Source organism: Microvirga sesbaniae, assembly GCF_025460805.1.
Classification (GTDB): Bacteria; Pseudomonadota; Alphaproteobacteria; order Rhizobiales; family Beijerinckiaceae; genus Microvirga; species Microvirga sesbaniae.
Genome location: NZ_JAMXFJ010000014.1, coordinates 32,724 through 58,704 on the forward strand (window position 1 = coordinate 32,724; position 25,981 = coordinate 58,704).

Annotated in this window: 17 protein-coding genes; 12 read left to right on the forward strand and 5 right to left on the reverse strand. The window is 58.9% G+C overall.

What is annotated here, in order from left to right:
* Window positions 1-48: 48 nt before the first annotated feature.
* Window positions 49-714, reverse strand: a complete 666-nt coding sequence (locus tag OCW50_RS18760; protein ID WP_262267272.1) for an AAA family ATPase — start codon at window positions 712-714, stop codon at window positions 49-51.
* 771 nt (window positions 715-1,485) lie between these two features.
* On the opposite strand from OCW50_RS18760, the gene OCW50_RS18765 reads away from it, so the two are divergent.
* The 3 genes from OCW50_RS18765 to OCW50_RS18775 all read left to right on the forward strand — a co-directional run bounded on the left by OCW50_RS18765 (window position 1,486) and on the right by OCW50_RS18775 (window position 3,307).
* Window positions 1,486-1,701, forward strand: a complete 216-nt coding sequence (locus tag OCW50_RS18765) for a hypothetical protein (protein WP_262267271.1) — start codon at window positions 1,486-1,488, stop codon at window positions 1,699-1,701.
* Window positions 1,702-1,722: 21 nt separating this feature from the next.
* Window positions 1,723-2,034 (forward strand): hypothetical protein, encoded by a 312-nt coding sequence (locus OCW50_RS18770; protein WP_262267270.1) that lies wholly within the window; start codon window positions 1,723-1,725, stop codon window positions 2,032-2,034.
* A gap of 166 nt (window positions 2,035-2,200) precedes the next feature.
* Window positions 2,201-3,307: a deazapurine DNA modification protein DpdA family protein gene (locus OCW50_RS18775; RefSeq protein WP_262298598.1), complete on the forward strand. Its 1,107-nt coding sequence runs from the start codon at window positions 2,201-2,203 to the stop codon at window positions 3,305-3,307.
* Between the two features lie 59 nt (window positions 3,308-3,366).
* Here the strand turns inward: OCW50_RS18775 and OCW50_RS18780 are convergent, their stop codons facing one another.
* On the reverse strand, window positions 3,367-3,921 hold the full coding sequence (locus OCW50_RS18780; protein ID WP_262267268.1) for a metallophosphoesterase family protein: 555 nt from the start codon (window positions 3,919-3,921) through the stop codon (window positions 3,367-3,369).
* 851 nt (window positions 3,922-4,772) lie between these two features.
* Here OCW50_RS18780 and OCW50_RS18785 point away from each other — a divergent pair.
* The gene (locus OCW50_RS18785) at window positions 4,773-5,318 is read left to right on the forward strand and encodes a CarD family transcriptional regulator (protein WP_262267267.1); all 546 of its coding nucleotides are present in this window, start codon (window positions 4,773-4,775) and stop codon (window positions 5,316-5,318) included.
* Window positions 5,319-5,757: 439 nt separating this feature from the next.
* On the opposite strand, the gene OCW50_RS18790 is transcribed toward OCW50_RS18785, so the two are convergent.
* Window positions 5,758-7,011, reverse strand: a complete 1,254-nt coding sequence (locus OCW50_RS18790; RefSeq protein WP_262267266.1) for a phospholipase D family protein — start codon at window positions 7,009-7,011, stop codon at window positions 5,758-5,760.
* Window positions 7,012-7,343: 332 nt separating this feature from the next.
* On the opposite strand from OCW50_RS18790, the gene OCW50_RS18795 reads away from it, so the two are divergent.
* The gene (locus tag OCW50_RS18795; RefSeq protein WP_262267265.1) at window positions 7,344-9,128 is read left to right on the forward strand and encodes a hypothetical protein; all 1,785 of its coding nucleotides are present in this window, start codon (window positions 7,344-7,346) and stop codon (window positions 9,126-9,128) included.
* A 71-nt stretch (window positions 9,129-9,199) separates the two neighbouring features.
* Here the strand turns inward: OCW50_RS18795 and OCW50_RS18800 are convergent, their stop codons facing one another.
* Together OCW50_RS18800 and OCW50_RS18805 are read right to left on the reverse strand one after the other, a co-directional pair.
* A complete protein-coding gene (locus OCW50_RS18800; RefSeq protein ID WP_262267363.1) occupies window positions 9,200-12,457 on the reverse strand; it encodes an error-prone DNA polymerase in 3,258 nt (1,085 codons plus the stop codon).
* The gene (locus OCW50_RS18805; RefSeq protein WP_262298599.1) at window positions 12,457-13,956 is read right to left on the reverse strand and encodes a Y-family DNA polymerase; all 1,500 of its coding nucleotides are present in this window, start codon (window positions 13,954-13,956) and stop codon (window positions 12,457-12,459) included. Before OCW50_RS18805 ends, OCW50_RS18800 begins: the two co-directional genes overlap by 1 nt.
* A gap of 251 nt (window positions 13,957-14,207) precedes the next feature.
* On the opposite strand from OCW50_RS18805, the gene OCW50_RS18810 reads away from it, so the two are divergent.
* The 7 genes from OCW50_RS18810 to OCW50_RS18840 all read left to right on the forward strand — a co-directional run bounded on the left by OCW50_RS18810 (window position 14,208) and on the right by OCW50_RS18840 (window position 25,342).
* Window positions 14,208-16,577, forward strand: coding sequence for an AAA domain-containing protein (locus OCW50_RS18810; RefSeq protein WP_262298600.1), 2,370 nt, complete (start codon window positions 14,208-14,210; stop codon window positions 16,575-16,577).
* A 117-nt stretch (window positions 16,578-16,694) separates the two neighbouring features.
* A complete protein-coding gene (locus tag OCW50_RS18815) occupies window positions 16,695-17,087 on the forward strand; it encodes a hypothetical protein (protein ID WP_262267263.1) in 393 nt (130 codons plus the stop codon).
* Between the two features lie 45 nt (window positions 17,088-17,132).
* On the forward strand, window positions 17,133-17,525 hold the full coding sequence (locus tag OCW50_RS18820) for a hypothetical protein (RefSeq protein ID WP_262267262.1): 393 nt from the start codon (window positions 17,133-17,135) through the stop codon (window positions 17,523-17,525).
* Between the two features lie 25 nt (window positions 17,526-17,550).
* Entirely contained in the window at window positions 17,551-17,937 is a 387-nt protein-coding gene (locus OCW50_RS18825; protein ID WP_262267261.1) for a hypothetical protein, read from the forward strand.
* A gap of 55 nt (window positions 17,938-17,992) precedes the next feature.
* On the forward strand, window positions 17,993-18,898 hold the full coding sequence (locus OCW50_RS18830) for a hypothetical protein (protein WP_262298601.1): 906 nt from the start codon (window positions 17,993-17,995) through the stop codon (window positions 18,896-18,898).
* Window positions 18,899-19,077: 179 nt separating this feature from the next.
* Window positions 19,078-21,075, forward strand: a complete 1,998-nt coding sequence (locus OCW50_RS18835) for a hypothetical protein (protein ID WP_262267259.1) — start codon at window positions 19,078-19,080, stop codon at window positions 21,073-21,075.
* 577 nt (window positions 21,076-21,652) lie between these two features.
* On the forward strand, window positions 21,653-25,342 hold the full coding sequence (locus OCW50_RS18840; protein WP_262267257.1) for a vitamin B12-dependent ribonucleotide reductase: 3,690 nt from the start codon (window positions 21,653-21,655) through the stop codon (window positions 25,340-25,342).
* The last annotated feature ends 639 nt before the right edge of the window (window positions 25,343-25,981 follow it).

Sequence of the window (25,981 nt, forward strand, 5' to 3'; positions counted from 1 at the left end):
ACCCGACCGAGGCTTCCATGGCCAAGGATTCTGGCTCGCTCGTGCGGGTCAGGCCGATTGAGCCTGGTTGCCCGACATCGCCTTCATCGCCTCGAAGCTCCTTGTGAGCGCCCGCCAAAGGCTGCCGATCTCCTCCGATCCAGGCGACCCGGCGCTGAACTTGCTCACGCCGGCTCCATGAGCCAGGGAAAGCGACAGTTCGGGGCGATGCGTGATCTGACCACTCCACGTCGGAACGTCGAGCGCCTGCATCGCGCCCCGTGCGTCCATCACCGTCGGATCTTCCGAGCCGTTCTTGGCTGGCGCGGCGTTGATCACCACCGCATAAGGCTTCTTGAGTTCACGGCACATCTGGATCGTGGCCTGGACGGCATCGACATCAAACAGCCCCGGACGCATTGGGATCACGACAAGATCCGCATGCCAGATCGCCTCGGCCACAGGGGCTTCCGCATTCGGCGGCGTGTCGATCAGAACCCATTCAGCCCCGGCACGGCGCGCCTTCGCCAAGGTGGCCGCGAGATGCTTGGTGCCAACGTGGAGCGGAAGATCCTGTGAGCCCCGAACCCGGTTCCAAAGGGCCAGAGACCCCTGCGGATCCGCGTCAATCAGGAGCGTCGGGCGAGCATTCTCGGCCATATAGCTCCCCAGATGCGCGGCTAGGGTGCTTTTTCCAGAACCGCCCTTGCGGGACGCGAAAACCACGACATTCATGCCATTTCCCCCAGTCTTGATCAGGCAAGCTATCGTCCGCGAGGATGGTTAACGGAGCCTTATCGCTGGGAGTACAGCAAAACGCCCTCACCGAGGGGTCTTGCCAGACCTCCGGCTGAGGGCGGTTGGAGCCCCGGCCAAGGAAATCGGGTGGATCCTCAGCCAGGGCGTATGCGGCTCAAGGAGGCTGAAACCGCACACGCGAACCTTGGCCGTTCAACCGTGGCAATTTTATGAGCCGCTTAGTCGCGATATGCCCGGCATAACTTTTTGCGAGAATTGTTTTTTTCCCGACAGACGACGGCGAGCGAACCTGATTGAGTAACCCGAACCGGTCTAGTTGCCCCTACGGCCGGAATCCTTAAAGCGCCCGCTGAGACGATGGGCGCTTCTCTTTTTTCGGCCTTGGACCTTGTCCCTGGATCGTCACCACACCAGCAGCCAGAACATCCAGCCTGACACGTTCCGTCCGCTCCAAAGCTGCCGCCAGGATGCCCGTACGGTAGGCGATTGGCCGCCGCGCCAAAAAGCTGATGGCACGTGGCTCATTGTCATTGCATGGCTTCGCCGGTGCTGGCCGCCTTTCAATCTGTCTCTTACACATGGGAGCCCCCTTTCCCTGCGCTTCGCTTACCGCAGCAGCATTGTGCGAGGGTGGCGCCGTAAGATTGGTCGTGGCAGCTCAGTCGCTTCCACAAGCCCTGGGCAAGCTTAACCTTGTATCAAGATGATCGCGGCAGTGTGCCTCCTCGTTTGTAAGGAGTACGCACTATGACGGCTTTGCCCAACCACGACCGTGGACCCATCACCGAGGAGAAACTCCTCAAGGCCGTCAATATTCTTGCCGACATCGTAGAGCAAAACGGCCCAGCTTTTCGGCCGCTGTACCTGAGTCTTCGCCAGCAGTTGGCCGAGCTTCGGCTGCAACAGAGCGCCGATGCTGCGCTCGAAGCCATCAAATCCCGCAGCGGAACCAAGGTCGCCTAAGAACTCGGCAGAGCCCTCCCTATGAGCCAAAGGGACGACAAACCCCAAGAAGCTCAACCGGATCCTCAAAAGATTCCCGGAGGGAGGCAGCTTGAGTTGAAGCACGTCGAGAACGAACGAATCAAATACCTGGTCAATGCTCTGGATCGAGCTTCCACCACCTGCCTGACTGTCGGGGTCGCCGGTCCGATCGCTGCAGCCGTCTACAACCTGAACGGTTTCGCGGAATTGATGGAGACCAAGAAACTAACTATCGGTCTTCTGGGTTGGCTATCCGTCGCGATCCTACTACATTTACTGGGAAGATATGTCCTGAGGTGGTTGAAGCCATGAACGGAACAGAGTTACTAGCCTTCGTGATTGCCCCCGCTCTTGTCGCGGCGATCGGCATCGGCGCGGTTGTTCTGAATGAATGGCATATGCGCCGTCAGAGGCACCAGCACCATTAAGGTAGTGGTTCAGATCCCTCCCTTAAATCATTGAAGTTTCGAAAGGATCGGTGAGTTTCGCCGGTCCTTTTTTCTTTGCCCGTTGCGGACTGACAATCCCCGCCATTCCGGACAAAGAACCCATGCTCAAGTTTCTGCTCGGCCTCCCTCATGTGATGAGAGGGCCGCTGATCGATGCTGCCCGATCCCTGAATGCACCGGTCCTAATCAGTGCCAACGCCCTGTCGGTCTGGAAGAAGGATGCCAGCGACATCCCCGTCTGGCACGGATTCAGAACCAGCAACCTCAAACATCTCAACGGCTTAGAAGCATATCTTGATAGCGCAGGCTTCGTCGCCGCGAGCCGATACCGGGGCTTCGCCTGGACGGTCGATCAGTATCTCGACCTTGGCGCTGCATACCCGTGGCAGTGGTTCGCCTCAATGGACCTCTGCGTCGAGCCGGAGATCGCCCGAAACCGTGATCTGGTCCTGGACAGGATCTCCGGCACCGTGGATCTCAACCGCGCCTGTATCCGCGGCGCCAGAGAGCGAGGAATCCTCAGCCGCCTGATGCCTGTATTGCAGGGCTGGATGCCTGAAGATTACGTCCGCTGCCTGGAGCGCATACCGGATCTCTCCGGGTTTCCGATCGTCGGGGTCGGATCCATGTGCCGGCGGCACCTCCACGGTCCCCAAGGCATCCTGCAGGTGATCGAGACACTGGATCGCGAACTGCGCGGGACACCCATCCAGCTTCACCTCTTCGGCCTCAAAGGAGTCGGGGCGGCCGAGCTGCGCCAGCATCCCCGCGTCGCCACCGTGGACTCGCAGGCCTATGGCACCAAAGCTCGGATTGAGGCGCGGGAAGCCGGGATCAGCAAGACCAACCAGTTCCTCGCCCAGACCATGACCGATTGGTACCTAAAGCAGCTGGATGCCCTGCAGGCTCCGGCCGGCGAGAACCGCCATCCGCCAGCCCTCCTGGATCTGAGGATGCCGCTACCTTTGAGCCCTCTTGAGGCACGGCTTCATCATGCCCGTGAGCAGATGCGAGAGTTGCTCGAGGCGGGAGAAATCGACTGGCAGCAGCTTCATGATGAACGCGTGTTGGCCTTCGCCTTCGATGACGAAGAGGCCGAAGTCGCTTCCCACCCAGAAATGGCCTTGGCTGCCTGACAGCTTCGATTGGCGGCGCCAGGAGGGAAGGGGCGCGCCGCCAATCGCCTAAAGCCCGTTTACCCAACGGGCCTCGTTTCCTGCCCATGATGGACGCCATAGCTCTCCAGCAGGCCCAGACCAGCCAAACGCTCTTTTACCTCCGGCAGCGTCACGGGCCGATAGTCCCAGACGTTCGTCCCCACATCGTGGGAGCGCCCCTGCGGCGGCAGGGACCCGTGCGAGTGACCGTACAGATGGAAGGCTCCATAATGAGCCTTATTCCAGACCCGGTGCCCGTAATGGCTCAGGACGACAAAGTCCTGACCGTCCCGGATCTCCGCGTAAGCCTGGGACGAAACCCATTCCGGCAAGCGCTTCACAGTGGAATGATCGTGATTTCCCCACACGAAATGCTTCTGGCCGTTGAGGCGGCCAAGGATGGCTGCGGCATGCTGGCCTTTGCCCCACACGAAATCGCCCAGGTGCCAAACGGTGTCGGTGGGCCGGACGCGCTGGTTCCAGCGACGGATGATCTCCTCCTCCATCTCCTCGGCGGTGATGAAGGGGCGGCGGTCAAAGTGCAGAACGGCCTTGTGCCGGAAATGGGTGTCGCTCGTGTAGAAAATGGTCATCGCTCGCTCTCTCGAAGGTGCGCTGATCCGCGCCTGACAAGAGGGCGGACAGGGTCATGGCTGGGCGGGACGCCGCGGGCGGGGCGCATGCGCCCCGAGAATCTTCAGCGGGGTCGCTTCACCAGGCGCGCGGCGCCACTATTCGAGCGAGACGAGTGGATTTCGGGCGCACGACGGGCATGACGGGGCCGGGAATGCCCTCACTCATGATTGCCGTCATCCTCTGCACGCCAGTTCTCTCCGGTTGTGAGACCGAGGCGATTATCTGCAAATTTTCCGTAGTTTCAATGCCGATCAGGAGAACAACATGCCGGGTAAGCGCAGGAAATCACCGCCGGAACATCCTATCGAGAAAATTCTCCGGGCGGCCAGTACGATCGGACAATTGGAGATTATTGCTGGCATCGACCGTTCACCGGAAGGCAGATAAGCGTTCTGGGACCCGTACAAGCACATCAACCCGCCAGGAGCTAGTCTGAATGCCGGTTGTCAGGAACTCCGCCGCCTAGCGCGCCAGCGGGCAGGGCTCAAGCCGCCCTATTCTGGATTGAGGCCTTTGCCCCTCTCGTAAACAGCCCGTTAACCAAACCGCCTTATCGTTCCAGGACTGCTTTTAAGCAGCGGCATTTAGAGATGAGACGACGCTACAGCCGACCGAGCGTAGCCAGCGTAAACCATCGTTGAAAGTCCCCCTTGCGCAGCCACGGTGGGAATCCGATATGCGGGAACCGCACAAAAGATATCGAGTTCAAACCATTTACACTCGCCGTATGAGCGTAGTGAATTCGACGTCTGCGGCACAGATTAGTTCGACCGAGAAATGATCTGTGTCTCAAGGAGATCTGATCTGAATGACGACGAAGAATAATCCTCTGACCTTCCAGACTGGCGAAGCGGTCGTGTATCCGGGTCACGGCGTCGGTGCGATCACAGGAATTGAGGAGCAAGAGGTCGCTGGGTTCAAGCTTGAACTCCTCGTAATCGGGTTCGACGCTGGCAAACTCACCGTTCGCCTTCCTCTGGCTAAGGCGAAAAGCAGCGGCTTGAGAAAGCTGTCTGAGCCGGCCGTTGTCAGCCAGGCACTTGAGATCCTGAGTGGAAAGGCTCGCGCAAAGCGCGGAATGTGGAACCGCCGTGCTGCAGATTTCCAAGAGCGCATCGGAACAGGCCAGTTGACAGCGATCGCCGAGGTTCTGCGGGATCTAAACCGAGGGCCGCAGCAGGAAGAGGCATCCTATAGCGAGCGGCAGATCTTCGAGAGCGCTCTGGACTTCATGATCAAGGAGGTCGCGGCAGTGAATCAAATCACGGACACAGAAGCGCGCAAGCTCATTGAGCAGCACTTGGCCAGCGCTCCTCGCCCCGGAAGATCGCCAGAAGGCGAAGCAGCCGCATAGCCGTCCTAGAGAACCACTTCGTCAAGGCGGCGCACAGAGGAGGAAGGTTGCGCCGCCTATCGCCGGATTCTGATGATGAAAAGCTTCTGCTGGCTACCGGACATCTCCTGCGCACCGGTGCGGCGGCGCCATGAAGCGGCAGTCCATCATGATCATGCGCTCTGATACCCAACCAGTGCCATAAGCTGTCTGGACATTCCAGCGACCCCCGCTATGCCCGATGATCCGAGCCGGAGCCTGATCCGGCAGCTTGTCACAACGCATCTGGTCCTTATCGCAGAGCGCCGCGCCAGGTTTGATCCAACAGGCCTGTTGCTGTGTCGAGGTACATAGGCGACGGGTATCTCGCTGCCAAGACGTTTCGGCAAATGCCTTTGGTGCCAAGGCGACTAACATCAACATCGCCAAACTCAAGATACGGCTCACATATCTCTCCCATTCAAGATTGCCGGAGCTCAACGAGATTCTTAGGATTCTTGATGCCACCCTTTAGCTCGTCAAACTTCCCCGATTTGAAAGTTTTGCCGTTATAATCCTTTGGCGGTTCAGATTTGAAATGAAGCCGGAAGTTTGGTTGCTGACCTTCCCCGATCTTGCCTACGAAGATGCTCTCGACCTTTGGCATTTGCTTGGCTGCGAAGTTAAGGATCCTCCTCTTGGCCATCGGATCCAGCTTCCTGAGCCAAGGGTCATCCAGCAGCGGACTTTCCCAAAAATCTGCCAGATTCATATCAATGAGGTCGCCATAGCGGTCCTCCTTGTAGTTATTTGCTTTTAAGTAGCGTTTCACCTTTGCTCGTAGCGCGGCGATCTCCGATCGTGGAAACTTTAGATCCTCCACAGCTGTGTGACCATCCAAGAACAAGATCTTTGTCGTTCCCTCGACACGCGGATCTTCGTCTTTCAGAGTCCAGATCCCGTCGAATTCAACTTCCTTGGTTTTTCCATCGAACGCGAAGCAAATCACAATATCAGAAGGATCGATCTTCCAGCCTGGTACGGCTTCGAAAATTGGGTAGTAGTAGTTATCCTCGTATTCCTTTCGTGTGGCTGGGTCATAAACTTCATCCGCGGTCTTCTTGTATAAGGCTACCGCTGCATCACTGGCTTCATCTGGATCGTACGCCATTAGCCGAACGCGGTTTTGACGAAACCAATCCCGGTCCGTTCCCATTACTTCCATAACCGTCCGCTGCGGCTGCTTGATGCTTGCTACAGGTGGCTTTGGAAGGACGGGAAGTTTTACAATCTGCTTTTCGGTAAGGCGTCGGGCCAACTTCCACTTGCTCTCAAACCAGTCACTTAAATCCTTTCGGTCTTCATTGGCTCCGAATTTTATCGCCGCCTCATGATTGATGGTTTGCCCGTCGGATTTGCCAAGACCTTTCGTCGATGCGTTTGCGGAGCCAATCACGGCTCCTTTGGAGGTCAAATAGACTTTTGCGTGGAGATCCCGCAGATGCCTCAATCTCACCTTTGGGTTCTTTGCCAAGGCTAGAAGCTGTTCCTTATTGCAAGCTCCACTCCATGGATCGCAGATTATATCGACCCTCGGGCCTTTCGCTTTACCAATTCCGATTTTCTCCGCTGCACCCCAGCCCCAATAGGCGACCGCAAGCCGACACTTATTGCCGCCATCGATGATCTCCTTAACGGCCTTCAGGATTTCTCCGTCCTTTAAGAATTTCGGCATTCTGCACCCCCAAATTTCATGCAGATAGGCTACCCCCTGAACTAGGATTGTCTATCGGTCCAAAGATGGACCAAACCCCAAAACAATGGTGATGACCTCTCCGCCACGGCCATAGCGGCCGTGCCGAAGGGGCCTTCGACCCCTTAAGGGCCTCAGGTAAGCCCGCCGGTTCCAAAGAGACCTTGTCTCTCGTGGCCTGCTCTCGGCCGCAGGCGAATCCTGTCCAACGTCACCCTGCGATTAACCCCTGCTGCATCCTGCGGCGGCCGGCTCGCGGTCAATGGAACCCCCGTCTCGATAGAGCATGCCGGCTGCCCTGAAGGAGACAGCTTATGAAATCGCTATCCGTTCATCTTGATCGTCTTGAGAAAGTCCTCAAGGCCCGCGGCATCCCCTGCAAGCGTCATCAAACCCTGGAAGTCGCTGCCGCCGCGTTCGGCTACCACAACCAGAACGAACTCACCGCTGCTGGCAAGGCGGGCGATCTCAATCCGCCGATGGCCGAGCCCATCGGGGAAGTCGCCCTGCCGTCGGGGGAGACAATCATCGTGGTTCGTGATCCCCTTGCCAACTCCGCCTATGCGGTAGACCAGGCCTTCGTCGACCAAGTGGTTGCCGAGGAGCGCGCCGAGATCTTCGGTCCCACACCTTACGGACACCTTCTCAACCTGTCGCGCCTTCTGGACGATGAGATCCTGCCGCTACAGGCAAGCCTGGACGGCATCGGCGCCTCCGACACCGTGGAAATTCCGCTCTTCATTGGAGAGGTCAGCCATAAGCATGGAGACAACCTCTATGTGATGGCAACACAAGAGGCCCTCGACGCGGAAGTCGCCGATTACTGCCGGTCCAGTCTGTTCAATGACTGGACGTTCCGACCCGGCAACGCGGCAGACGCTGGTGACGATCTTACCAAGCTCTCCGACAAGGAGATCATCCGCCGATACTTCGACGCACCGCACGAAGAATACCTCAACACGTCAACCGACACGCTGAGAGTGCCGCTGCCGCTCCTTCGTGAACTCCTTGGTGTTGTCCCGAGCGCAGTGTCGGAGTCGAAGAAGCCCAGAAGCGAAACGCGGGGTTCGGCGGGCGTCGCACCCCAGTCACTCCCGAGTACTACTCACTCCAATGCTCCGGCATTGATCGCCGGGATCGATAGTGTTTGGGACGATCACCCCGACTATCCGTCCGAGGATTGGAAGTACGAGGTCGAGAACGGCGATACCCGCCGCGGATATTGGGATTGGGTTGCGTCAAAGATCGAAGAGGCAGAGGAACAAGGCGATGAGCCTGAAGATGCCAACGGTCTGCCACCCGTTCACAAATGGGTCTCGGACGAGCCTGATACGTATGCCGGAGGCCTCTTATATACGACCAACGGGTGCTGCGAGTCGGCCCACGGTGGACCGCGTCTTCTCCAAAAACTTGGACTTCAATGGAGCCTCGACGACGACGGCTTCTTCTATCCATTGACCCAGAAGGAAAGCGCGTTCGTGGGCGAGGACGGTATCGCGCTTCCGAACGGCTACTGGCCACACATGGCCTATAGCTGCCTCTATGAAGGCCGGAAGTTCGCGTGCCCCACCATTGAGGTCGGCTATGGCCAGGAAGGCGAGGGAGACCGTATTACGGTGCTCGCGAAGCTCAAGTCATATGCCGAAGAGATCCAACCCCGCCTGCAGGCGATCGGCGGTCACGTCATCGTCGAGGAAGACGAGCCGGACGAGACCAGCCATACACTGCAGGTCCTGATCCCCTTCGACTGGATCGTCCAGAACGCCGCTGACTTCGATGAATGGAAGATCAAGCTTGCCCGTCTGATGATGCCGGCTTCGGGCCCGAAGGTCACTGCAGAGTTTACCCCTCAGGCATGGGTGGGGGATTATGCAATGGCGGTTGATCCGGAAGGTGACACTGTCTGGGACATAACGGCCGAGATCGTAGCCATGGGACGCCAGAAGGCGATGGAGCTCGAGGACGATCAGCACAACACGGACGATCTTCGCTACACCCAGAATGCCCCGAAATGGGTTCAAGACTGGGGTGGTCCATTCCGGGTCGAGGTTGCTGAACAGATCCAAGCCTTCTACGAGGCCGTGGATAAGCAGTCCTAAGCCCTTGGCCTGGTGACCGGCGGGGCTTCGGGAGTGGCGGCAAAACCCGCCGCCGCTCCCTCATTGCGGTTTTAGTGGAAATCCCGCGTTGCAACCCTGATGACCGGAGCCTCCACAATTTGCTCCGGCAATTCTGCCTCCCGCGCATCAACGATCTCCCTTGCGCCCTCCCGGAGGCGGTCGCGGGTACCGATTTTCGCCTCGTCGCCGCGTCCATGGCGCATGCTGAAGGGATCATCCCGGTCGCCGACGCTGCGCAACAGGTCTGACAGGTCGATGAGATGCTCGGCGATCAGGTGGGTTACTCCGCCCTCACGCTGATAGCGTCCCCGCACCGCCATCATGCCGGATGAGAGGATCAAACGGCGCTGCTTCTCGAAAAGGGACGGCCAGACGATGATGTTGGCCACATCAGTCTCATCCTCGATGGTCATGAACATCACGCCCTTCGCCGATCCCGGCTTCTGGCGCACCAGGACCAGACCCGCAATTGTGAGCCGCTGGCCGTCTCGGACGCGACGTAGGGTGGCGCAGCTATGAATCCTTCGCTCCCGTAACTCACCGCGCAGGAAGGCGAGGGGATGCTGCCGCAGGGTCAGACCTTTCGAGCGATAGTCCTCCACCACCTCCCGGCCTTCCGTCATCGGAGTGAGTGCCACTGAGGGTTCGGTACTCTCGGACCGGATGACCCGGTCCCGTTCGTCGGCCGCGGCAAACAGGGGCATGACCTCGTCCGACAGCCCCCGGATTGTCCACAAGGCATCGCGGCGACTTACCCCAAGGGAGCCAAGCGCATCAGCCTCGGCCAGGCGCTCAAGGGCTGACACCGGGATTTCAGCACGCCGCCAAAGCTCCTCGATCGAGCTATAGGGTGTTTCGCCCCTTGCAATCGGGATCATGCCGCCGTCGGCATTAGCGAGCCCTCTCACCATGCGCAGCCCCAGGCGCACCGCAAAGCGGTGCCGGTTGCGCGTCGGCTCCAAGGTACAGTCCCAACGGGAGTAATTGACGTCGACGGGCCTGATCTCGACCCCATGAGCCCTTGCATCCCGTACCAGTTGGGCAGGAGCATAGAAGCCCATCGGCTGGGCATTCAAGATCGCGCAGCAGAACACGTCCGGATGGTGCCGCTTCATCCAAGAGGAGGCATAGGCGATCTTGGCAAACGATGCCGCGTGGCTCTCCGGAAAGCCGTAGGATCCGAAGCCTTCAAGCTGCTTGAAAGTCCGTTCGGCAAATTCCGCATCATAGCCTCGGGTGATCATTCCCTGGACCAGCTTATCCCTAAACTTAGTCACGCCGGCCGTCAGCTTGAACGTCGCCATAGCTCGCCGAAGCTGATCAGCCTCGGAAGGGGTGAATCCGGCACACTCAATGGCAACCCGCATCGCCTGTTCCTGAAACAGGGGCACGCCCAGGGTTTTCTCCAGAACACGCTGCAATTCCGGGCGAGGATATTCCGGCTTTTCGCGGCCCTCCCGTCGGCGCAGGTATGGGTGCACCATATCGCCCTGGATCGGCCCGGGACGGACGATCGCCACCTGGATAACGATGTCATAGAAGTTCGCTGGCTTAACCCGTGGCAGCATCGCCATCTGGGCGCGGCTCTCGATCTGGAACACGCCGACCGTGTCCGCCTTCTGGATCATCTCATAGGTTTTTTGATCATCGAGCGGGATCGACGACAGATCGTGCTCAACCTGCTTGTGCTCCCGCAGGAGATCAAAAGCACGGCGCATGCAGCCGAGCATTCCCAGCCCCAGCACATCGACCTTCATGAACTTCAGGGTATCGATGTCGTTCTTGTCCCATTCGATCACCTGGCGGTTTTCCATCGCTGCCGGTTCAATCGGCACCAAGTCATCAAGACGTTCCTGCGTCAGGACAAAGCCGCCCGGGTGCTGGGAGAGATGGCGCGGCGCTCCGATCAGCTCGGAGGCGAGTTCCAGGGTCATCCGAAGACGCGGGTCGCTCAAATTGAGATTGAGCTCCTTCGCCTCCTTGTCAGTCACACCCTCGTTGCCCCAACCCCAGACAAGACCGGATAATCCTGCCGTGACATCCTCCGGCACGCCCAGCACCTTGCCGACCTCACGGACGGCGCCACGGGCGCGGTAGGTAATCACGACGCCCGTCAGGGCCGCACGGTGCCGGCCATAGGTGTCATAGATCCACTGGATCACCTCCTCACGACGCTCATGCTCGAAATCCACGTCGATGTCCGGTGGCTCCCGGCGCTCCTGAGACACGAACCGCTCAAAGAGCAGATCGTGTTCGGTGGGATTGATGGAGGTGATGCCGAGGACGTAGCAGACGGCGGAGTTCGCAGCCGAGCCCCGCCCCTGACACAAGATCCCCCGAGACTTCGCAAAGCTCACGATCGCATGGACCGTCAGGAAGTAAGGGGCATACCCCAACTCCTCGATCAGATGGAGCTCATGACGGCAGGTCGCCGCCACTACGTCAGGGACACCCTCCGGATAGCGCTTGGCCGCACCCTCCCAGGTTAAGCGCTCGAGTTTCTCCTGGGCGGTCTCGCCGGGGTCCGTCTCCGAGGGATATTGGTACCGCAGCTCGTCCAGGGAGAAGGTGCATTGGTCCAGGATTTCACCGATACGCCAGAACGCCTCTGGATGACGCTCGAAGAGGCGCTGCATCTCTGCCGGATCCTTGAGGAATCGATCGGCATGGCGATCCAGCCGAAACCCGGCTTCATCGATGGTGCACCGCTGGCGGATGCAGGACACCACATCCTGCAGGCGACGGCGGGAGGGGTGATGGTAGAGTACGTCACCCATGGCAACCGTCGGCACCTTCGCCGCCTGGGCCGCTTGCTCCACATAATACAGGCGCGCGTGCTCGTTGGGCGCAAAACGGCGGATGAGAGCCATATAGGCTCGATCCCCGAAGGTCGCCTTCAGCCGCGCGAGGTTCGATTTAAGCTCTTCATCCGCATCGTCGCCGAGGAGAATGGCCAAAAGCCCCTCCTGCCACGCGGTGACATCCTCCCAGGTGAGAAGGCATCGCCCCTTGCCGGCCCGGCTCTTGCCGACGCTCAGCAGCCTGCAGAGGCGCGAATAAGCGGCACGATCCGTCGGATAAACCAGCAGCGAGGTCCCGTCTGTCAGATCCAGTCGGCAACCCACGACAAGCCGGAGACCCGTTTCCCGTGAGGCCTCATACGCCCTCACGATCCCGGCAAGCGAGTTGCGATCGACAATTCCCAGCGCGGTGATCCCAAGGAGCTTCGCCTGCTCGAACAATTCGGCCGGACTGGAGGCTCCTCGCAAAAAGCTGAAGTGGCTGGTGACCTGCAACTCGGCGTACATCAGCCGAAGAACCCATGCATCCACCAGCGACCGCCCTCGGCCATAGGGGCATCGCGGAAGATCCAGAACCGGCCGCCCCGATCGGTTTCGATGCGATAATAGTCCCGAGAGGGGCCATCCTTATCTCCGGCCCACCACTCCGGCGCGATCCGTTCCGGACCATCAGCATGGATCACCTTATGCCGGACCTTGCGCCAGACGATGAGGGCAGGGGGGTGATCCGGGACAAGTGCCGTCGCCACCACGTGCTCCGGCGGATCGAGCAGACGGGGCGGTCGCGGCAAGTTTTCGGGCCAGACTTCCCCAGTCGGCGGAGCGAGCGGTGAGATCCGCTTTACCATCCGCTCAGGCACCAGGGTCTGAACAGGGGCCAGGCGATAGACGCGGGCGCTGCCCACTTTCGCGCTGAGCCGGTCAACAAGACGGCTCAGGTCCACATCCTGCGTTTCAGCGGCATCGATGCCCCTGGCCTCCACCTGCGCTTCGGCGAATGGCTCGACCTTGCTCGCCACAAGAACCATCTCCTCAATGCCGAAGCCTGGATCGATTGTTTCCAGTCGCTCATCAAAGAGTTTCGCAAGGTGGGCGTACTCCCGGGTCGCTTTGGCCGTGCCAACCCGCAGCGAGGCCCCCTTCTGGTCGACCCGGCGGAGGATCAAATCCAATCGCCGCACACCCTGACCTCGTTTGACAAGCTGGCCGCACAGGTCCTCGGCCAAATGCCTGACCACCTGCTGAAGATGCTCCAGCCGGCCAATCGGCTCCGCAAAGGCGCGGCTCGCCATTGCCGTTTCGTGCGGGATCAGCGGGTTGATCGGTTCAAAGGCATGACCCAGCGCCTGGTCGAGCCTGAGCGCCACGTCTTTCCCGAAGCGGCGAACCATCGGCGCCCGGGGCATGGCCGCAAGCTGACCGACACGATCGACCCCAAGCTTTTGCATCGTGGCCACGGTCTGGGAAGGGATCCTCAAGGCGGCGACCGGCAAGGTTGCTACGGCCTCGACACTTCGGCCCACTGGAATAATCCCTCCGCCTCGAAAGCGGGCGGCTGCCCATGCAGTCCCCGGCGCATCGGCAATCGCAGCCTTCGCGTTGATCCCCTGACCCGACAGACGACCCAAGAGGTGCTCAAGCAGCTTCTCCTCGCTGCCAAAGAGATGGGCCACACCCGCGATGTCGATCCAAACTCCGTCCGGCGGATCGAGGGCGACGACCGGTGAAAAGGCGATCGCCCACCGTGCCAACCGCTCCAATGCGGCCCTGTCCTCCTCTGGCGTGGCATCAACCACATGGAGGTTCGGAACACGGGCTTGTGCCTGGGCAATGGGAAGTCCTGGACCGAGACCCAACTCCAATGCCTTGGGGCAGGCGCACCCGATCCGCCGGGCTGATCCGATTGATACGGCCGTGACCAGAGGCTCGTCGGGAGGAGGGCCACCATGCCGCCTGACCCGATCTGTTGACCAGGTCGGAAGATACACGGACACCATCCGCCTCATTCAAACCCCCTGCGCCAACCTTCAGACAAAGCAATCCCGACAGGAGGATCGGCACTACGCGGCCGATTCACTCCAGTTTCGCGGAACATAAGGCGAACGTCGGAGGCGAGGAATAGGATCCCTTTGAACAGGAGTCAGTCCTGTGAATAGCGTGAACAAATCAGGATCATCCATGATTTGTTTACCCTTAACTCAGCGGTCGCCAAATCGCGGAGACACCGTGCCAACTGGGCGAGGGTCTGCTATAAAAGGTGGAAAGTACGCAAATCATTTCTGATTTCAGAAACGAAATTCAGGGGCCTTTCACGCCGATGCAACAGGCAGAACTCGCTTCTCCCGCAGATCCCGTTGTGACATTTATCACCGACGCCTACCGGGCCCTGACGGATCTCGGATTGCGAAATAAGATGATTTCGCTTCCGGCCGCGAGCTCACGTGGGCGTTCGATTGACCTCGCCGTTGATCCAGACTCGTTGGTCTCACTACTCTCACAGCAAGAGACTCGCTGGAAAATCGGATCTGACCAACTGCCGCTGGCTCGAGAGTCCCAACGCTCAGCGGCGGAGCTTCGCCGCTCGATCATATCGTTGATAGCCGATGCGGAGATCGTCGCCAGCGAACAAGGCATCGAAACCCGCCGGCTGGGCATAGGAGCAATCGAGTGGAAGGACGCCGATGGTGAGATCCGAATGGCTCCTTTGTTTACCATGCCAGTAACGGTCGCAAACGACCTCACGATTGCTCAGGCTGGACCTTTAGAGCCGAACGAGACATTTCCACTCTTCGCAGCTTCGTTTGGATGTACGGTTGGGATCGACCCAACAAAACTTCCCTCTCGCGCATTGGCAGTGAAGGCCCACACGGTCGAACCAGTAAAAGCCGGTGGCATAGCAGTTCTGGGGTATAAGGCGCGTGTGAACCTTAACCTCTATGCTGGCAAAAGCGCGGCGATGCACCGAGCCGTGGATCTTTCCGCTCGGCCGCACTTGGCCGAAGTTGGTGCACTTCGTATTCTTGCAGGCCTACATGCAGCGAGCCCGAGAAATCATCTCGAAACATCAAACCTGCATATCGTCGATGCCGACTTAAGCCAGGACGAGGCCGTCACTGCCGCCAGGGCAGGGGAGTCCTTCGTCCTTCAGGGCCCGCCCGGAGCAGGCAAGTCGCAAACTATCGTCAACGTCGTTGCTAATCTGCTTAATGACGGGAAGCGCGTCCTTGTCTCGGCCGAGAAAACCGCCGCATTGGAAGTCATTGCCGATCGCTGGCCGAAGAACGCTCAAAACGTTGTGGGCCCAGTCCTTCTCACTGAGGGAGGAACACCATTGGGACCCGAAGCTCAGTTCGCCGTCGCAACCCCAGCAGTCGCAGCCCTGAAAATTCCTCCTGGCGTCTCATTCGACACCCTGATCGTTGATGAGGCATCTCAGATGAGGCTAGCTCATTCCGCTGTCGTCGCCGCGTTGGCGGACCAGATCATCGTTATTGGTGACTCACAGCAGATGGCGCCGAGCAACCTGTTCGCACGTGTCGGCCAGACCCAAGTTTCGGCAACCATGATCCGTAGTCTCCTGGATCACGCCGTCGCCTCAAACATGCCGTCACGGGTCCTCAAACAGCATTACCGCTCCAAGCACGAGAGCCTCATCCTCTTCTCGAACAAGAACTACTATGGAGGCCAGCTCGATATCATTCCGTCTCCACTGCGCAACGGATCCCTCGGAACTACCTTTAAATTCGTACCCGACGCGATCTACGACCGAGGCGGAGCCGGCGATAACGTTGTTGAAGCAAATGCCTTGATCTCGGATGCACTAGAGATCGCGAAGGAGAACAACTTCCGAAGGAGAAATCCACTGGGGGGCACGCCTCGCTCTGTGGGCATTATCACGCTGAATGAAAATCAGCGCGATCTTATCCTTACCCAGCTTCCGGAAGCGCTGGAAGGACAGGGCCTATCCGAGCTCGACCTAGCCGGAACAAACGGGCACGAGAGGCACTTCGTCAAAGCTCTTGAGAATGTCCAAGGCGATGAGCGCGACATTGTTCTAGTTTCAACAACTTATGGCCGAGACCGGAAGCAACGATTCATCGCCAATCTTGGCGTACTCTCACAGCCTGGGGCTGCGAACCGAGTCAACGTGCTTGCGACCCGCTCGAAATGGAAGACAGTTGTCTACCATTCATTCGACTTGGAGTTGCTAGACGATGCCAACAGTGATGGCGCCCGGGCACTGAGGCGTTACTGGAAAGAATGTCAAAACGGCTCGGTTATCGATCCAGCCATTCTTCCCCTCGAAGCTAACGATCCTAGTGATGATCTCGAGGTAGCTTTCCGCCTGATGCAGAAGCGGCTTAAGTTCGAACGGTACTTCGTTCACAAGTTCCCGCGCTTCTTGGCTGGATTCGAAAAAGATGACCCACAGCGGTACGTCATAAGCTTCTACATCACGGGACTTCATTCGCCTCTGCAAGAGGCTTCGGACATTGCTCGCATCAAGAACGCTGGATGGCAGCTCTGCCGCATCCCGATCGACGAGTGGCGAGCCGACCCAGAGAAAATGGCCGATGGCGTCTACCGCGTCATGTCCAAGGCCTCGCTGGTGAAAATCGACCTGTAGGTAACGCAGATGGGCCGGCCCAACATATTGAAATCGCATGCGGAATCTCCGAACAGGTTCCATAACGTATCTTATGCGAAATTATAACGTTGCGCCTCAACGAACAAGAGATCAGCCTTGAGTCCCTCCCCCAGAGTTCGTGCCTCGATCCGGAAGAAAGTCGACAACCTCACGGCTGTCCTTTCGGCAATGCTGGAGATGACCGAGGACGGTTTTGATTCAATGAAGAAGTTGAAAGTTCAACGTCCCTTCAGACGATCAAAGCTAACGCGGCTTCGCCGAGAGTTCTTAGTCCTCCAGCAAGGCGCACTCGCTGCGGATAATCCGATGCCGGACATCGCTGCAGGCAAAGAGATGGCTGCTGCGATCAGCCAGTTGTACACCCAATTAATGGATGGCCTCGAAGCCCATTATCGAAGTTATACGACGAAGACCGGGAAAGAGCTGCTGAAGGTGCTCAATAGCATGCGGCGGTGCTTCGCATCCGTAGCCCGCGAGGCGCTTCCCTAGACGTATTTAGTCTCACAACCCTTCACAATTCGAAGCGAGAAGAAAATGATCAACTCACCTGAAAGCAATCGGCCTCTCGGCTCAAGAATAGCTGAGATCAACCAAACCTTGAGCGAAATGCTTGCCCGAAACGAGGCGTTGTACGCCATGATGGAGGAGTTGAACCTTAAAGCTCCCTTCGACAGGTCGGACTTCGACTGGACACGGGAGGAGATCACAACATTGCACAACCGCCTCCAAGCAGCGAGCGGTCCAAACTCTCTTGCTGGATTGGTCGTAAACCACGCAAACCTCTTAGGCGCGAAATATCTTCGGCTCGTTGATTGCATTGAAGCGGAAATTGCTCGGCAAGCGCCCGAGCGTGCCAAAGCGCTTAAGGAGTGGCTTACTGGAATCCAACAGCACGACAGTGCAGTTGACACTAAGTCATGTCACTAACTGCCGCGGTTAATAGGAAAATTCGATGAATACCCTCCCTCCCGTGACAGACCTTCACATTGCTCCGCTCTCATCCGACATCCTGATGAATGAGATCGAAACGCTCTGGGGGCTTCAAATCGGCATCCTCGACGAAATCGATGAGCAAATCGAGGCGGCCGAAGACATGGGCGCCGAAACCCACATGTTAGAAACACGGACTGAGGAGTTGCGGGACGAGATAGTGACCACGTTCTCCCGTCTCAGAAGCGCCGGGAACAACGACGCCGCATGGGAACGGGCGTTCCTCCGAGCTGGAGCCTTGTATGAGGAACTTGTCAGCTTTCGCACGCTGGTTAGTTCGGAAGTCATGCTGATCGCAGGGGCAGCCGAACTACAGGAGGCAACCCCGCCACTGGCGTTCCTCCATTAAGGCCTCATCCCAGGCCCTTCCGCTTCGTCAGAGCATCCAGCCGCCCAGAGAAACGATGACAGCCGATTTCGAGTCCCTTTGGGAACGGGTCGAGGCAATTCCTCACCCAGGGCCCGCGCCGAAGCCGCAAGCTTCTACGATCCTCCCGTCACGCCAGGCGCGTTTCTATCGGCGCCTCCTTGATGGCCGCCAGGTCACCCTCGCCCTTGCCTGGACAGCTTTCATCCTTCTCCCGATCCTCAGCATCGCTGGAGGAGACCCAGTATCGCTATGGTCTATTGGAGGGGTCGGACTCCTCTGTCTCTGCTGCGTCCTGGCAATTCCTACAGACACCAGTGCCTTCCAGAAGCGGCTCCAAGCTGCCGAGGCCGAATGGAAGAGCGTCGAGGCCGAATGGGAGCAATGCGCTGGACCGCGATCCTTCGACACCAAGAAACTCCAACTGCTGGACCTCCGGAATGAGTGGAACAGCCTTCCCGATCAGGAAGAGGAGAAGATGGAGGCTCTCAGGGACGTCCAATGGGACACCCAGCGTCAGCAGTTTCTATCAGGGTTCCCAATTCATGAGGCCGATATCTTCAATATAGGTGACCCGCGTCTGAAAGCTCTCCAAGACGCGAAGGTCAAGACGGCAGCCGACATCCCGGCCGAGGAAAACCTTTCGCGCATCCAGGGTATTGGTCCCTCAATCGCGAAAACCTTGGTCGATTGGCGCAGAACGCTGCAGAGCGGATTCCAATTCGATCCTGCCGAGCCACTCCTGCCCGTGCAGGTCGATGGAGTTAAGGCGGATATCGCGGCACAAGCCAGAGATCTGGAACTCCAGCTTAGGCTCGGGATCGCGGACCTCGAGAAAACGCTCGCACGGATCAAGAAGGTTCGCTCGCGTGGCGCAGAAATCTTGAGCCTGGAATTCGACCGATACCAGAAGGCGCGCAACGAGGTATCTCTCCTCTCATAACCGTAGGGCTACGACGCTCGCAATGATCTGCCGCACGAAATTAGCCGCCGAATAGGCGCAAAGCGGCTGGCGTTTACGCTGTTTTAAATCGTAAATTCCAATTAACAGATCGATCCTCTATCGTGCCCATCGCATTCACCTGAATGTAAATCGGCCGCGTCACATGAGGACCTTACGCGATGCATCTCAGCCCTGCCCTTCCAACGGACCGGCGGCTCCCTTCAGGCGAAAGCATCGCTGTTAACCTCAATGCACCCCGGGTGACTGACGAGGCTGGAGTACCATTCCCGCTCGGTGAAATGCTCTCCGATGAGAGCGGCGGAGCCGTCTATCGTGTGCCCGCCGACGGACGGCTTGCGGCCAAAGTCCTCCACGGCAGCCCTAGTGCGCACATGACTGCCCGGCTCAAGGGGATGCTGCAGCTCAACAACAGCGAACTAAGGAAGGTGACGGCCTGGCCGACAACCCTGCTCTATCCGAAGGATAGTCACGAGCCTATCGGGTTCCTGATGCCCTTGGTCAGAGGGCGGTTTCCCATCTCAACGCTCTCCAGCCCTAAGGGGCAGATCGAGCGCTTTCCTAATGCCGATTGGAGATTTCTTGTCAGGGTCTCGATCAATCTTGCTCGGGCATTCAACGCGGTGATCAAAGCCGGGTGCATCGTTGGAAACGTCAACCCTGCCAATATTCTGGTCGGACAGGATGCATCGGTCATTCTCACGGGCTGCGACACCTTCCAGATCGACATGATCGATTCTGTAGTCGGAGAAGCCGCGCAGGTAACGCTGCTTGCCCCCGAACTTCAAGACAAGCCCTTTGGTGGTCTGGTTCGCAGCGTTAACCATGACAATTTTGCCCTGGCTATTCTGATATTCCAGTTACTCTTTGCTGGCCGCCATCCCTTCGCAGGACGCTACCTCGGAGATGGTGACATGCCGATCTCGAGAGCGATCGCTGAGTTTCGCTTCCCATATGGCTCCCGTCGTAGCGTCCATCTAATGGAGCAGCCGCCAAAGACCCCATCCTTGTCAATTGTGGGCCCAGAGTTGGCCGCGTTGTTTGAGCGTGCGTTCGGAAAACCTGCGGTCAAGGGCGGACGCCCGTCAGCGCGCGAGTGGATGGCTGCCCTCAGCCGACTAGAGCAAAATCTGAAGCCATGCCGCTCCGATGGATCCCATTGGCACCACACAGGAACCTCGTGCCCGTGGTGCCGGCTCTCATCCGACAACGGGACGGCCTCAAGTTTCATGGCTGAGGCAGTTGTCTTCGGAGAAAGCGCTGACTTTGAGACCCTCTGGCGGGAAGCCGAAACCCTCGACCCACCAGGTGAGGCGCCCAATGTCCTCAACCTTGACTCGGCTCCCTCGGAAGCGGCTCTAGCAGTCCGCCGCAAAGGGAACCTTGCCCATCTGGCCGCAGTGATCATCGGATTTGGCCTGATTACATTAGGCATCTTCACCAAGATTGAGGCCATTCACCCGATGTGGTTCATCGGTGCTGGGATCCTCGCATTCTTTGTCACCCACGGTCTGTTTGATACCGAGGACGACGAGGCTGCCATCAGGCGTCGCTTAGAGCGAGCAAAGCTCAAGTGGGAAGCTGCCGAGGCCGAGTGGACACTCAGGGCGAGTTCAGAAGAGTTCTCTCGTCAGAAGACCGTCCTTCAGGAGCTTCGCGACGTTTGGGACCAGCTCCCAGCCCTCCGGAACCGCCGCCAAGAGGAGCTCAAAGACAATCATTGGGCGCTGCAAAGGAACCGCTACCTCGATGGCTACCGGATTGCTGAGGCCAGGATAGAGGCTCTGACCACGGAACGGCAGATCTTCCTTGCCTCCTATGGGATCGAGACCGCTGCCGACATCGACATCAAGCGGTTCCACGCCGTCCCCGGCCTGAGCAACCGCCTGCTCGAAAGCCTACTCTCCTGGCGGACTTCCATAGAGCGGGATTTCGTTTATGTCCCTACCCTGCCCGTTGATCCCGCCGACGCCGCCCGGGTCGACCGGGAGATCATGTCCGAAAAGCGCCGGCTTGAAAGCCAGATCCGGAACGGTCTGGCTAGGCTGAAACAGGTCCGAAACGAAATTGAGACTGCGCGAAGGACGCTCAAAGGACCGACCGAAGAGGCCTATCGCTACTATGCTCAGGCCCAGATCGATGCTGCGGTGCTTTCATAAAGGAGTGCACCGCCCTCTTCCCACCCACAAGGGATAGAACAAGATCCACTTAGATCAGGTGATCACGAGATCCACTGACCAGAACCAAACCCCAAAATCTGGATCCGGAGACCTCCCATGATCACTCGGCCCCTTCCGCGTCTGCAGCGGGCCATGAGCCTCGCTGGATTCAGTCAGTCCGAGGCGCATTCGGCCATCTATACTCGCCGGACCTACAGAGATGACTTCCTGGCCGCTGCCGAAGCTATTTGCCACGTCGGCGGCGCCTCGAAGGCGATCCAATTCGCGATCCGGTGCAGGCACATCGATCGACGCCGTCTTCTCTCCTGAGAGATCAAAGTGACGAAAATTAAGGACATTTTCGCCTTGATCCCTGTCAGGGCGTGATCGTCTTTGGAATTATCTCGCACTTAAAGTACAAGTTATTTCGCAAATCATACTTGCGGTGTTCCAGAGCATCCTCTGGGTCGCTTCGAGTATGCCCTCCACTGGGAAGCGAAAGAACCTGAGACCCCTCATCAATGAGCCGCCCCTGCGGCCCGGAGATTGAGATCTCCGAAGTAAGGATTAGCCTACGATGCATTTCGAGCGCCGTTTCACCACAGCAGGGCAGTCGCCCTACGCTGCCCTCGCCTTCCGGCTCGCCACGAGCGAGATCCGCAATCCGGACGGCTCGATCGTCTTCAAGCTCGAGAACATCGAGGTTCCCGAATCCTGGAGCCAGGTCGCAGCGGATGTGCTGGCCCAGAAGTACTTTCGCAAAGCCGGCGTCCCGGCCCGCCTGAAGAAGGTGGAGGAGAACGACGTTCCCTCCTGGCTCTGGCGCTCCGTGCCCGACGAGGCGGCGCTTGGCCAGCTCCCCGAGGATCAGCGCTTCGGTTCCGAGATCTCCTCCAAGCAGGTCTTCGACCGGCTCGCCGGCTGCTGGACCTATTGGGGCTGGAAGGGCGGCTACTTCTCGTCGGAAGAAGATGCCCATGCATTTCATGACGAGTTGCGCTTCATGCTCGCCAATCAGATGGTGGCGCCCAACTCCCCGCAATGGTTCAACACTGGCCTGCACTGGGCCTATGGCATCGACGGTCCGAGCCAGGGTCACTATTACGTGGACTACAAGACCGGAAAGCTGACCAAGTCCAAGTCGTCTTACGAGCATCCGCAACCCCATGCCTGCTTCATCCAGAGCGTCGAGGACGACCTGGTGAACGAGGGCGGCATCATGGACCTTTGGGTGCGCGAGGCGCGCCTGTTCAAGTACGGCTCGGGAACCGGCTCCAACTTCTCCTATCTCAGGGGAGAAGGCGAGAAGCTCTCCGGCGGCGGCCGCTCGTCCGGCCTGATGTCCTTCCTCAAGATCGGTGACCGCGCCGCCGGCGCCATCAAGTCGGGCGGCACCACGCGCCGCGCGGCCAAGATGGTCGTGATCGATGTAGATCACCCCGACATCGAGAGCTACATCGACTGGAAGGTAAAGGAGGAGCAGAAGGTTGCCGCGCTGGTCACGGGCTCCAAACTCGCTTCTAAGCACCTGAAAGCCATCCTGAAGGCCTGCGTGAACTGCGAGGCCGAGGGCGATGCCTGCTTCGATCCGGAGAAGAACCCGGCCCTGAAGAAGGAGATCAAGCTGGCTCGCCGGGTGATGATCCCGGACAATTACATCAACCGCGTGATCCAGTTCGCGCGCCAGGGCTACACCGACATCGACTTCCCGATCTACGACACCGATTGGGATTCGGAAGCCTACCTCACCGTCTCCGGCCAGAACTCCAACAATTCGGTTTCCGTAACTGAGGAGTTCCTCCGCGCTGTTGAGAACGATGCCGACTGGCACCTAACGGCCCGTCGTGGTGGCCATGTCATGAAAACCCTGAAGGCTCGCGACCTGTGGGAGCAGATCGGCCATGCCGCCTGGGCGTCCGCCGATCCGGGCCTGCACTTCAACACCACCATGAACGACTGGCACACCAGCCCTGAGGGTGGCCGCATCCGTGCCTCGAACCCGTGCTCGGAATACATGTTCCTGGACGACACGGCGTGCAACCTCGCCTCCGCCAACCTGCTGCAGTTCCTCGATCGTCAAGGAAGCACCTTCAGCATCGCGGACTTCAAGCATGCTTGCCGCCTCTGGACGGTGGTGCTCGAAATCTCCGTGATGATGGCGCAGTTCCCATCCAAGAAAATCGCGCAGCTCTCCTACGAGTACCGCACGCTCGGCCTCGGCTTCGCAAACATCGGTGGCCTGCTCATGACAATGGGCCTGCCTTACGACTCCGATGAAGGACGAGCCATTGCAGGTGCCCTCACCTCGATCATGACCGGCGTCTCCTATGCTACCTCGGCCGAGATGGCTGGAGAGCTTGGACCGTTCCCTCAATACGAGAAGAATGCCAAGCACATGCTGCGGGTGATGTATAACCACCGCCGCGCAGCCATCGGCGCTCTGGACGGGTACGATGGGTTGTCCACCAGCTTGGTTCCGCTCGACGTGGATACCCTGAATCGTTCCGGACCTCTGAATGAGGCCTGGAACTCCCTCGGCAGCCAGCTTGCCACCGAATCCAAAGAGGCTTGGGAGACAGCGCTGGACCTTGGTAAGAGGTATGGCTACCGCAACGCGCAGGCCACCGTGATCGCGCCCACCGGCACGATCGGCCTCGTGATGGATTGCGACACCACCGGCATCGAGCCTGACTTCGCCCTGGTGAAGTTCAAGAAGCTCGCCGGCGGCGGCTACTTCAAGATCATCAACCGGGCGGTGCCCGACGCCCTGCGGGCGCTCGGCTACCGCGAGCACGAGATCGCCGAGATCGAGGCCTATGCGGTCGGCCACGGCTCCATGAAGCAGGCGCCCGCCATCAACCCGGGCTCCCTGCGCGCCAAGGGTTTCTCGGACGAGAAGATCGACGCGGTGGAGAAGGGCCTGAAATCGGCATTCGACATCAAGTTCGTCTTCAACCGCTGGACTCTGGGCGAGGACTTCCTGACCGGCACGCTCAAGGTGCCGGCGGACAGGCTCAACGATCCGTCCTTCGACCTCTTGTCCTTCCTCGGCTTCTCGAAGGCCGACATCGAGGCCGCGAACATCCACATCTGCGGGGCGATGACGCTGGAAGGCGCGCCGTTCCTCAAGGTGGAGCACTACGCGGTGTTCGACTGCGCCAATCCGTGCGGCAAGATCGGCAAGCGCTATCTCTCGGTCGAGAGCCACATCCGCATGATGGCGGCCGCGCAGCCCTTCATCTCGGGGGCGATCTCCAAGACGATCAACATGCCCAACGACGCCACTGTGGAGGATTGCAAGAACGCCTACATGCTGTCCTGGAAGCTGGGTCTGAAGGCGAACGCCCTCTACCGCGACGGATCCAAGCTCTCGCAGCCCCTGAACTCCGCCCTCATCGCCGATGAGGACCAGGATGCGGACGATGCGGCGGAATCCGTCGCCGCCCTCCCCGCGGCAGCTAAGGTGGCTCAGATCTCTGAGCGCATGGTCGAGAAGGTTGTCGAGCGCATTGTAAAGGTCAGGGACCGTGAGCGCATGCCCGACCGCCGCAAGGGCTACACCCAGAAGGCAACGGTCGGCGGACATCGCGTCTACCTCCGGACTGGCGAATATAATGATGGGCGCCTCGGCGAGATCTTCATCGACATGCACAAGGAAGGCGCCGCCTTCCGGGCCATGATGAACAACTTCGCCATCGCGATCTCGCTGGGCCTGCAATACGGCGTGCCGCTGGAGGAATACGTGGAGGCCTTCACCTTCACGCGCTTCGAGCCGGCCGGCTTCGTCCAGAACAACGACCGGATCAAGTCCGCGACCTCGATCCTCGACTACGTGTTCCGCGAGCTCGCCGTGTCCTATCTCGGCCGCAACGACCTCGCCCACGTCGAGCCGGAGAACGCACCGACGACCGTCGGCCTGGGCAAGAATGACGGCACTTCGTCGGATTCTTCGGGAGTTGTACTCCCGATCTCGCGCGGATTTGTTCGGTCGGATGTGCAGGCGGTTGCCCAGACCGTCGCCATCTCATCGACGGCTATGATCCCTCAAGTCGACGGCAACGCCGCTTTGGCAATGCACCCGATTGAGAGTCTGCCGTTCCAGCCCCCAGCGGTGCGAGAGGAAGGAGAGCTCGCATCGAAAGTGGCATTGGCGAAGAGCCAAGGGTTCATTGGCGAGGCTTGCGGCGCCTGCGGCAGTTTCCAGATGATCCGTGCGGGCAAATGCACCTCATGCACTGCATGCGGCCAAAGCTCAGGATGTGGCTAGGGAGATCAACCCTTAGCTGGCGCCCATAAAGGCGTTGTTTAACCCAATTCTCCGCTCGATATCGCCTATAAGCGTGTCGTGCGGAGAGACCTCATCTGCCTTCATTATGATCCGACGATGCGCAAGTGCTCCAAAACTGGCTCCTATGGAAATCGCACCACATTTAGCCGGAAGCTGAATAGCAAAGTCCGGCGCTGCGCCCTTTTGGGTCAGATCAGACTAGTGCCCCTCGACGGCTCACGGGTGGAATTGATTATCGATGGTTTGTCACACGGACCATTTGACGACACTAGTGCCGCCCTTACCCAGGCATCAGCCCTTAAGATTGTCCGGACCGTGCCGTCCAGGAAGCCGAAGCCTCGGACCGAGCGAACATACGATCTGACCCCAATTCGCGGCTCTGATCACGTTGGTCTGTACATCGATGGAAAATTTGAAGGCGTATTCTCGAGTGCCGCTGCCGCTGGATCCTATGTCGCCGATCGTTGCCGCCCCGGACAATCCATGATGCCTCGGGCCATTCAGGCTGGACGTACAGCGCATATCTAAGGGGACGTAGCCCGTGCATATTATCGATGTCGAGAACCGACCTAGCGTCCTCTACGATGGCAATCGCTTGGTTGCAGTAGGGTCTCGCGA

Excerpts from the sequence above, each read along its gene's own strand:
- OCW50_RS18820 (WP_262267262.1), top strand. The coding sequence starts at position 17,133 with ATGATCAACTCACCTGAAAGCAATCGGCCTCTCGGCTCAAGAATAGCT.
- OCW50_RS18800 (WP_262267363.1), bottom strand. The coding sequence starts at position 12,457 with ATGTACGCCGAGTTGCAGGTCACCAGCCACTTCAGCTTTTTGCGAGGA.
- OCW50_RS18785 (WP_262267267.1), top strand. The coding sequence starts at position 4,773 with ATGACGACGAAGAATAATCCTCTGACCTTCCAGACTGGCGAAGCGGTC.
- OCW50_RS18835 (WP_262267259.1), top strand. The coding sequence starts at position 19,078 with ATGCATCTCAGCCCTGCCCTTCCAACGGACCGGCGGCTCCCTTCAGGC.
- OCW50_RS18790 (WP_262267266.1), bottom strand. The coding sequence starts at position 7,011 with ATGCCGAAATTCTTAAAGGACGGAGAAATCCTGAAGGCCGTTAAGGAG.
- OCW50_RS18840 (WP_262267257.1), top strand. The coding sequence starts at position 21,653 with ATGCATTTCGAGCGCCGTTTCACCACAGCAGGGCAGTCGCCCTACGCT.
- OCW50_RS18780 (WP_262267268.1), bottom strand. The coding sequence starts at position 3,921 with ATGACCATTTTCTACACGAGCGACACCCATTTCCGGCACAAGGCCGTT.
- OCW50_RS18765 (WP_262267271.1), top strand. The coding sequence starts at position 1,486 with ATGACGGCTTTGCCCAACCACGACCGTGGACCCATCACCGAGGAGAAA.
- OCW50_RS18805 (WP_262298599.1), bottom strand. The coding sequence starts at position 13,956 with ATGAGGCGGATGGTGTCCGTGTATCTTCCGACCTGGTCAACAGATCGG.
- OCW50_RS18770 (WP_262267270.1), top strand. The coding sequence starts at position 1,723 with ATGAGCCAAAGGGACGACAAACCCCAAGAAGCTCAACCGGATCCTCAA.
- OCW50_RS18795 (WP_262267265.1), top strand. The coding sequence starts at position 7,344 with ATGAAATCGCTATCCGTTCATCTTGATCGTCTTGAGAAAGTCCTCAAG.
- OCW50_RS18830 (WP_262298601.1), top strand. The coding sequence starts at position 17,993 with ATGACAGCCGATTTCGAGTCCCTTTGGGAACGGGTCGAGGCAATTCCT.
- OCW50_RS18760 (WP_262267272.1), bottom strand. The coding sequence starts at position 714 with ATGAATGTCGTGGTTTTCGCGTCCCGCAAGGGCGGTTCTGGAAAAAGC.
- OCW50_RS18825 (WP_262267261.1), top strand. The coding sequence starts at position 17,551 with ATGAATACCCTCCCTCCCGTGACAGACCTTCACATTGCTCCGCTCTCA.